The sequence below is a fragment of the Luteimonas aestuarii genome, from assembly GCF_004357985.1.
GTDB classification, from domain to species: domain Bacteria; phylum Pseudomonadota; class Gammaproteobacteria; order Xanthomonadales; family Xanthomonadaceae; genus Luteimonas; species Luteimonas aestuarii.
In genome coordinates this window covers 41,126-49,744 of the sequence record NZ_SMTF01000021.1, presented here as the reverse complement: position 1 = coordinate 49,744, position 8,619 = coordinate 41,126, and the positions used below count along the sequence as shown (strand labels likewise).

The window sequence follows — 8,619 nt, the reverse complement described above, 5'->3', positions numbered from 1 at the left end:
CAGCACCAACGCCGACTTCCGACGTGCCGTCCAACGCTTAATCTCTTCTTCCATTACCGCGCTCATCTGTGCCTCCTTGGAAAGGTTACACCTGAGCAGGAAATCACTGGGTCATTACAGCCGCCTGCAAGGCAAGCCCATGATCGACACTCGACCCGAGACGGTTGAGACCCGCGGCGAAGTAGGTCATTGGGAGGGAGATACCGTCATGGGCTCGGTCACCGAGCGTGACTGCCTCCTGACCTTGGTCGAGCGCAGCACTGGCTTGGCCCTGGTCGCGAAGCTGCCACACCGGACGACGACTGCAGTGAACCGGGCTGCGCTGAAGCTGATCCGCGAAAGCGACCTGCCGTTCAAGACCATCACCTGGGACAACGGCACCGAATTCCACGGCTACAAGGAACTCGAGCAAGCCGCCGGCATCCGTTGCTACTTCGCGTACCCGCACCGCCCGTGGCAGCGTGGCAGCAACGAGAATTTCAACGGCTTGCTACGGCAGTACTTTCCTAAACGAAGAAGCCTTGCCAAAGTACGGCAAGGCCACTGCGACGCCGTCGCACACAAGCTCAACCACAGGCCCAGGAAACGCTATGACTACAAGACCCCGATCGAGCGACTTGAAGAACTACTTGGGGTGTTGCACTTCGCGTGTTAATTCACCCCTACAGCGCACCGCCTGTGGCCACATAGACTTGCTTCGGCTCAAAGCTAAGGCAAACAACCAGAGCAGAGCGGTGCGAGACCGACTTTGGTCCCAACGCGTAGTGCCGAACCAGAAGATCATGCCCCAGCTGTTTAACATTGAAAGTACCGTTGGTGGGACGTTCGTAGAGCGCGCGAACTAAGTATGCGCTTGTACCATTTGGACAAGCGTAGCTAAAGCCCGGGAAGTATCCGTCTCCAATGTGGAAATATGGCTCGTTCTTGAGCAGGTCCTCCGCATATCCGAACAGAGAGTGCGGAATCTCAGTGATATGGTCAGGTGGGACGTCTTGGCCGGTTGCGCCTTGGGGCCAACTATGGAGCCAAGAATCCGGCTGCGAGCCGGCGTAAGCCGAAGCGGAGAGGAGTAGTAACGCTATGTGCCAGAAATGTTTCATGTAGGCCTAACGCCTGAATTAAGCCGCGCCGCGAAGCGGCGTCGGCTTGAATGAATTGTTAGGCACCAGCGAGCCTCTTGTGGAGCATGTGGAAGACGCAAGTGCCAATTACAGCCGTTAGGCCAACTGCAAATGATTGCTGCGTCATTTGCAGAGCCCCGGACGCTGTATAGGAGCCGCCTTGAACAAGTATTGCAGCGCCAACTTGTGAGAAATCTGGCTTGCTAAGCCAAGAAATTGCCGCAAATGAAACGGAGGAAACTAGAAAATTAAAAGGAGCCGTATAGGCAATTCTATTACGGCTGGATAGCGACAGCCACTTATAAAATGGCAGGCAGATTGCCGCGGCCAAGAGAAATACAACTGGAAAGAAGTAAACGACGAAAACAACTGGTGAGACCACATCTCGCTCGATGGCAGAGGGCAATAGTGCAGAGACAACCAACGAAGCTACTGCGACTGAGAGGAGATCTTTCATGGTGCCTAACGCCTGAATTAAGCCGCGCCGCGAAGCGGCGTCGGCTTGAATGAATTGTTAGACCGTATCACCGGATGGCGAGTACTGCCGCCAGCATGCATAAGACGGCTCCAACTGCACCGAGAAAGAGCGCAAGCTTCTTGATGGGTGTCATGGATGGGATGTGGCTAAATTTCTGACCAAGCGGGTGATGGAAAGCAAACGTAGCCAACAGCATGAAGCCCAAGCCCCAAAGCCACCTATGAGTTATGCCGGCTTCTAGGCCCCGAGCAAACATAGGGGCACCGAATGCCGTGCCAAAGACAAGCCAAAGCCAGTTGTACTTGGAACTTGAAGGCGAAACGTTTGTGTCCATACGGTCTAACGCCTGAATTAAGCCGTGCCGCGAAGCGGCATCGGCTTGAATGAATTGTTAGGGGGCGTCACGACTAGTCCCAGCACATGCCACCGACAACGACCCCAGCCTTAACCTCGTTGTAGCACCCGTAAACGTCATGCGTGTTGCGCTGGCACGTGCCAGTGGCCAAAGCTCCGATGACCGCATCCGGAGCGGCCTTGCATATGCCAAAGCAGTCCGACTTGTCCGAACATGCCTTGTCGGCGTCCGCGTACGGTACGACACATGCCGGTGTTGCGAACATCCCGACACCTTGAACATTGCCACCATGGGCCTTGCATTGCGCAGCATCTACCGTTGGACGCGACGTGCATCCGGAAGTGACAAGAACTGCTGCGAATAGCATGAGCCACAAGCACCTCACACCAGCCCCCTAACGCCTGAATTAAGCCGCGCCGCGAAGCGGCGTCGGCTTGAATGAATTGTTAGGCCGCTGACGCCGCATGTGCCAGCGCCCCCAGCCCTACAAGAGTATCCGAAAGATCAGTTGCTTCCGATTGCGTGGCGACAGGTACGGTTTGAGGTGTGCCGCCAAGAACACTCTCCATGACGACAGCAGACGCCTTGAGCGAAAGAGCGCTGTGCTTGTGCAATGCCTCGATGCATGACACTACTTGAATGCCGGGCTGCCAACCAAAGATTGTGACTTCTGCCATCTGCGGCCTAACGCCTGAATTAAGCCGACCCGCGAAGCGGGTTCGGCTTGAATGAATTGTTATGCGATGGTGGCCCGGATGCGGGGGTGAAGCCGAGCCCGAAACCACGACACCGCCTGCCAGACCAAGCATGCCACAGGTCGCCGGGGCAGGCTTGCCCGAAAGGCCGTCTGGCATGGGCTGGCCGAAGCCCGCCGGAGATGATTGCGCTACGACAGTGAATGGCGCTTTGGCGAAGATGAGATATGGCCGATAGCGGCGAGGGCGATGCATGCGGCCCGCAGCCCGTGCGGAACGCAGCGAAAGTGCTTCCGAAGCTCACCGACGCGACTGCCTTTGCTCCACCACCGCATAACGCCTGAATTAAGCCGCGCCGCGAAGCGGCGTCGGCTTGAATGAACTGTTATGCGGCAAAGTACCAGAAAGCCAGACGACTGGGCGCGGGAGCGCACGCCGGCCACCTGCCGAAGCCGCTTGTCCCGTCCGAAAGCCGGTTAGCACGGGCGCACCCCGACGACCTGCCCGCGACCCGAAGCCGATGGCGTGCCGCCAGTAGTCGTGATGGGTTGTGGAACCAACCGGCACGCCCAACCGACCGGACGAAACAACCGAAGCAAAGCCCACGACACCAGGGCGCACCCACACAACAGGGCAAGGCGACTTGCCGAAGGGCGAGAAGCGAGCAGTAGTGGCAGAACAGGAAGCTGGCAGCATGTCAGTCAATCCGTTGCGACGACACTACTTGGTACAACGCTCCACAGCCGCATAACGCCTGAGTTAAGCCGTGCCGCGAAGCGGCATCGGCTTGAACGAATTGTTATGCGATGGTGGCCCGGATACCGGGATGAAACCGAGCCCGAAACCACGACACCGCGTGCCAAGCCAAGCATGCCACAGGTCGCCGGTGCAGGCTTGCCCGAAAGACTGTCGGGCATGGACTGACCGAAGCCCGCCGAAGATGATTGCGCTACGGCAGTGAATTGCGCTTTGGCGAAGCCGGGAAGTACCCGGTAGCGGCGAGAGCAACGCGTGCGGCCCGGAGCCCGTGCGGAACACAGCGAAAGTGCTACCGAAGCTCACCGACGCAAATTCCCTTGCTCCACCACCGCATAACGCTTGAATTAAGCCGCGCCGCGAAGCGGCGTCGGCTTGAATGAATTGTTAGGGTGCATGTCGCGCACTCTCCGTTTGTTGTGCCAAGTAATATGGCTTGAGCGCTTGATGCTCAATGGCAAGCAGAATGCCAGTTATCAGAAGTACACCGGGCAGCCAGACCACAACAAAGGCGATGAGCTGGAAGCCCCAGTTGTTGGCATATAGGTCGCCGCTTGGAGCGCCGGCCAAAAAGGCCTCTGTCCGAAAGTAGAACCAGATGCACGCAATAGCAACAGCAAGCGCTAGTTGAGCCAGCGCTAGTATCCAAAACTTTGGTAGCCGAAATTGCTTGCTCATGCGCCCTAACGCCTGAATTAAGCCGCGCCGCGAAGCGGCGTCGGCTTGAATGAATTGTTAGGCCGCAGTGGCACTAGACCCAGGGCAGCCATGTGACCAATCCTACGCGTAAGCTTCGTGGCCCGAAAGTTCCAGCGGTAAGCAAGAAAATTGCTCCAAGCCCACAGAACCAGTATGCAAAAGCCGGGCCGCCGCCGCTGTACGCCAGCCATGAAATCACCGCAAGCACAGCGCCCGATGCAACACAGATTGCTCGTGCGAAAAGATCCAGCCGAGGAGTCACATCCGATGTGTCTTTCATGCGGCCTAACTACTGATTGCCCCCCGTAGAGGGCTCATAGCAAGGAGTATTCAGCCGCTGGTTTTTACTGTCAATCAGGGAAATCTGACGACGATTCAACGCTTTGGCTGATTCCGAATTGGCTTCTGGCGGCCGATGATCGACATACGCATCTCACGGAGTGAGGCGGTATGTCTTATCACCCACGGAACGGGGCGGTAACGGATGCAGAGGGGAAGCGTCCGGCGCGGTTGCTGGATCAGGTTCGGCACAAGCTGCGGGCAAAGCGATACAGCTTGCGCACCGAGCGGGCTTATGTGGGTTGGGTCCGGCGCTTCATCCTGGCCAATGACAAGCGCCATCCGCGGGAGTTGGGCGGGCCGGAGGTCGAGGCGTTCCTGACCACGCTCGCGGTTCGCGACAAGGTGGCGGGCAGTACGCAGAACCAGGCGTTGGCGGCCATTTTGTTCCTGTACCGCGAGGTGCTGCAGCAGGCGCTCCCGTGGATGGAGGATGTGATCCGTGCGAAGCGGCCGGCGAAGGTGCCGGTGGTGCTGTCGCAGGATGAGGTGCGCCGGTTGCTGGCGGCAATGGAAGGCCGGACGTGGCTGCTGGCGAGCCTGCTGTATGGGACGGGCATGCGGTTGATGGAAGGCGTCCGCCTGCGCATCAAGGATGTGGACTTCGCACGCAACGAGATCACGGTGCGCGAGGGCAAGGGTGCCAAGGATCGGCGCACGGTGCTGCCGGCGTCGCTGGTGCCGCATCTGCGGGCCGAGATCGAGCGGTCCCGTACATGGCATGCACAGGATGTTGCCGACGGTTTCGGCGAGGCCTGGTTGCCGCATGCCCTGGCGCGGAAGTATCCCAATGCCGCGCGTGAGCTGGGTTGGCAGTACGTGTTTCCGGCGAAGCGCCGCAGTGTGGACCCGCGCGATGGTTGCGAGCGTCGGCACCATGTCGACGAGGCGGTGCTGTCGCGGTCGTTGAAGGCGGCCTGCCGGCTGACGGGCATCGTCAAGCCGGTGTCGGCGCATACGTTGCGGCACTCATTTGCTACGCATTTGATCGAATCCGGCTACGACATCCGCACGGTGCAGGAACTGCTGGGCCATAAGGATGTGACCACCACGCAGATCTATGTGCACGTGCTCAACCGCGGCGGCTCTGGCGTGTTGAGTCCGCTGGACCGCGCACGATGACTGCGGCTGCACGGACGCCGCCAGTGGGGATCGCCGTGGCGGCTTCGTTGGCGCTCGGAACGACGGCTGCGCTGCGGTTGCCCGCCTGGCCGCATTGGGTGCTGTCCGCAGCGGTGCTGCTGGCCGGGTTGCTGCTGTGGTGGCGGCCGGGCCGCGTGCGCGTGGCCGGGGCGCTGCTGGCGGGATTCGGCCTGTGTGGTCTGCATGGCAGCCACGCAATGTCGCTGCGCCTGCCATTGGCGCAAGAACGCAGTGACATCGCGCTGGCCGGACAGGTGATCGGCCTGCCCGAGCACGAAGCCACGCGCACGCGCTTCGAGTTCCGCGTGGCGCGCAGCGATGACATGCCCGCGTTCCTGCGCGGCCGAAAGCTGCGGCTGTCGTGGTACGACGGCTGGGGCGCAGTGGACGAACGCCGCTTCGCCATCGCGCCAGGCAGCGAGTGGCGGTTCACGGCGCGGGTGCGGGCGCCGCGCGGCTTGCGCAACCCGGGCTGGTTCGATGCCGAGAAGCACGCGCTGGCGCATCGCATCGCGGCGATCGGCTATTTGCGCGCTGCCGAACCCGTGCAGCGATTGTCCGATGCCGGCGGCATCGATGGCTGGCGACACGACGTGGCGATGCGGATCGAGGCCGCCATTCCGCAGGATTCGTCGCGCTACGTGCGCGCCCTGGCCATCGGCGATACGCGCGCCCTGACCGATGCCGACTGGGAAACCCTGCGCGCCACCGGCCTGACGCACCTGATCGCGATCTCCGGGTTCCATGTCGGTCTGGCGGCGGGGTTCTTTGCGCTGCTGGCGGCGGGCGTGTGGTGGCTGCTGCCCGGGCTGGCGCGCCGGATGCCGCGTCCGCAGGCGGCGGCGCTGGTGGCCTTCGTGGGCGGGCTGGGCTATGCGGCGGTGGCCGGGTTCGAACTGCCCACCGTGCGCACGGTGTTGATGATCGGCGTGGTCGCCCTGGCCCGGCTGTGGCGCAGCCACGCCAGCGTGGCCGATGCGCTGGCGATGGCGGCCATCGCCATCCTGCTGGTCGATCCGCTGTCGGTGCTGGGCGCGGGGTTCTGGCTGAGTTTCGCGGGCGTGGCATGGCTGGTGTGGTGCCTGCCGCGGGCGACTTCCGTGCCTGTGGTGCGCGGCTTCCTCACCGCGCAGGGCGTGGCGACGCTGGGGCTGCTGCCGCTGACGGCCATCCTGTTCGGCCAGGCCTCGGTGGCCGGGCCGCTGGCCAACCTGGTGGCGATTCCGTGGTGGAGCCTGGTGGTGGTACCGCTGTCGTTGATCGGCACTGCGCTGGAAGCCTTGCACGTGGGCTGGGGCGATGCGGCGTGGCGCGCGGCGGCATGGTGTTTCGATCCCAGCTGGCGGCTGTTCGCGTGGATGGGCACCAGTCCGTTCGCGCTGTGGTGGCTGCCCGAGGCGCGCTGGTTCGCGCTGCCGCTGGCACTGCTGGGGGCGTTCTGGCTGATGCTGCCGCGTGGCGTGCCGGGCAAGTCGCTGGCGGTGCTGCTGCTGTTGCCGTTGCTGTGGCCGGACCGGCAGCTGCCGCGCCATGGCGAGGTGGAGGTGATGGTGTTCGACGTGGGGCAGGGGCTGTCGGTGCTGGTGCGCACGGCGCGACATGCGCTGCTGTACGACATGGGGCCGGCGATGCCGCATGGGTTCGACGCCGGCGAACAGGTGGTGTCGCCCGCGCTGCATGCGCTGGGCGTGCGTCGGCTGGACGTGGCGGTGGTCAGCCATGCCGATGCCGACCACGTCGGTGGCTACGATGCGGTACGGCGGCGGTTCCCGGTGGCCGTGGCGTTCGCGCCGCTGGAAGCGGCGATGGCCGGGACCGCGCCGTGCCTGGCGGGATCGGCCTGGACGATGGATGGCGTGCGCTTCGAGTTCCTGCACCCCGACGTGCATTTCCCGCCGTTCCGCAACGAGGCCAGCTGCGTACTGCGCGTGGCAGGGGAACATGGCGTGGTACTGCTGCCTGGCGATATCGGCGAAGTGGTCGAGCGCACGCTGGCGCGCAACCAGCCCGATGCCGTGCGTGCCGACGTGGTGTTGATGGCGCACCATGGCAGCCGGCATTCATCGGATGCACGCTTCATCGCCGCCACCGGTGCCTCCCACGCGGTGGTTTCGGCGGGCTACGGCAATCGCTTTGGCCATCCGCACCCGGACATATTGCAGCGCTGGCAGGTGGCGGGCGCCGAGGTGCCTTCCACGGCCGAGGGTGGGGCGCTGCGCATCCGCTTGCAGCGTGACGGCGTTCGCATCGACGCGCGCCGCCAGACCCACCGCCGCCCGTGGGACGCGGCGCACCGGCAAGCGCGGCTGCAGGTCGAGGCGGGCGGGGTATCCTATCGCCCGGATTGAGCGGGCCGACGGGCCGAAGGGGTGCGTGTGCTGGAACTGGTGAAGGCGGGCGGCTGGCCGATGATTCCGCTGCTGCTGCTGTCCGCCGTGGGCCTGGCGATCGTGGTCGAACGCTTCTGGGCGCTACGCCGCAAGGCCGTGCTGCCGCCGGGCCTGGGCCAGGAAGTGCGTGCCTGGGCATCGCGCGGCAAGCTGGACCCGGTGCACATCGAATCGCTGCGCCGTAACTCACCGCTGGGTGCCTTGCTGGCGTCCGCGCTGGACGTGCGCAACCGCCCGCGCGAGGAGATCCGCGAACGCGTCGAGGACGTGGGTCGCCATATCGCGCACCGCATGGAGCGTTTCCTCAATGCGCTGGGCACCATCGCCGGCGCGGGCCCGCTGCTGGGCCTGTTCGGTACCGTGGTCGGCATGATCCAGATGTTCCTGGGCGTGATGGAACATGGCGTGGGCGACGTCAACCAGCTGGCCGGGGGCATCGGCAAGGCGCTGGTGTGCGCGGCGGCGGGCATGATCGTGGCTGTGCCGGCGCTGATCTTCCATCGCTATTTCCGAGGACGCATCGACGGCTACATCGTCGAGATGGAAAGCGAGGCCATCCAGCTGATGGACGCCATCGACCCGCGTGCCCGTCGTGCCGCGGCGGCCGTGGCCGATGCCGGCCTCGAGCGCCAGGGCTGAGCGA

The 8,619-nt window shown here is 63.3% G+C and carries 5 protein-coding genes and 1 pseudogene; 4 read left to right on the top strand and 2 right to left on the bottom strand.

The features are described from left to right. Positions 1-655: IS30 family transposase (locus E2F46_RS16550; RefSeq protein WP_133323689.1), on the top strand; the 655-nt coding region annotated here is incomplete at its 5' end. A 503-nt stretch (positions 656-1,158) separates the two neighbouring features. Here the strand turns inward: E2F46_RS16550 and E2F46_RS16545 are convergent. Next, positions 1,159-1,578, bottom strand: coding sequence for a hypothetical protein (locus tag E2F46_RS16545; RefSeq protein WP_133323688.1), 420 nt, complete (start codon positions 1,576-1,578; stop codon positions 1,159-1,161). 2,214 nt (positions 1,579-3,792) lie between these two features. Further along, positions 3,793-4,083 carry a hypothetical protein gene (locus E2F46_RS16535; protein WP_133323687.1) on the bottom strand — a complete coding sequence of 97 codons (291 nt, stop codon included), beginning with the start codon at positions 4,081-4,083 and terminating at the stop codon, positions 3,793-3,795. A gap of 471 nt (positions 4,084-4,554) precedes the next feature. Between E2F46_RS16535 and E2F46_RS16530 the strand changes: the two genes are divergently transcribed. From E2F46_RS16530 to E2F46_RS16520, 3 genes and pseudogenes are all read left to right on the top strand, one after another. Continuing rightward, the gene (locus E2F46_RS16530; RefSeq protein WP_133323686.1) at positions 4,555-5,565 is read left to right on the top strand and encodes an integron integrase; all 1,011 of its coding nucleotides are present in this window, start codon (positions 4,555-4,557) and stop codon (positions 5,563-5,565) included. Then, positions 5,562-8,068: pseudogene (locus E2F46_RS16525) on the top strand (DNA internalization-related competence protein ComEC/Rec2); the annotation flags it as partial. The gene E2F46_RS16530 and the pseudogene E2F46_RS16525, both read left to right, overlap by 4 nt. Continuing rightward, the gene (locus E2F46_RS16520) at positions 7,962-8,615 is read left to right on the top strand and encodes a MotA/TolQ/ExbB proton channel family protein (RefSeq protein WP_133323693.1); all 654 of its coding nucleotides are present in this window, start codon (positions 7,962-7,964) and stop codon (positions 8,613-8,615) included. The pseudogene E2F46_RS16525 and the gene E2F46_RS16520, both read left to right, overlap by 107 nt. The last annotated feature ends 4 nt before the right edge of the window (positions 8,616-8,619 follow it).

What these genes read in the sequence shown, in the direction of transcription:
- E2F46_RS16530 (WP_133323686.1), top strand. Translation starts at nt 4,555, where the DNA reads ATGTCTTATCACCCACGGAACGGGGCGGTAACGGATGCAGAGGGGAAG.
- E2F46_RS16545 (WP_133323688.1), bottom strand. Translation starts at nt 1,578, where the DNA reads ATGAAAGATCTCCTCTCAGTCGCAGTAGCTTCGTTGGTTGTCTCTGCA.
- E2F46_RS16535 (WP_133323687.1), bottom strand. Translation starts at nt 4,083, where the DNA reads ATGAGCAAGCAATTTCGGCTACCAAAGTTTTGGATACTAGCGCTGGCT.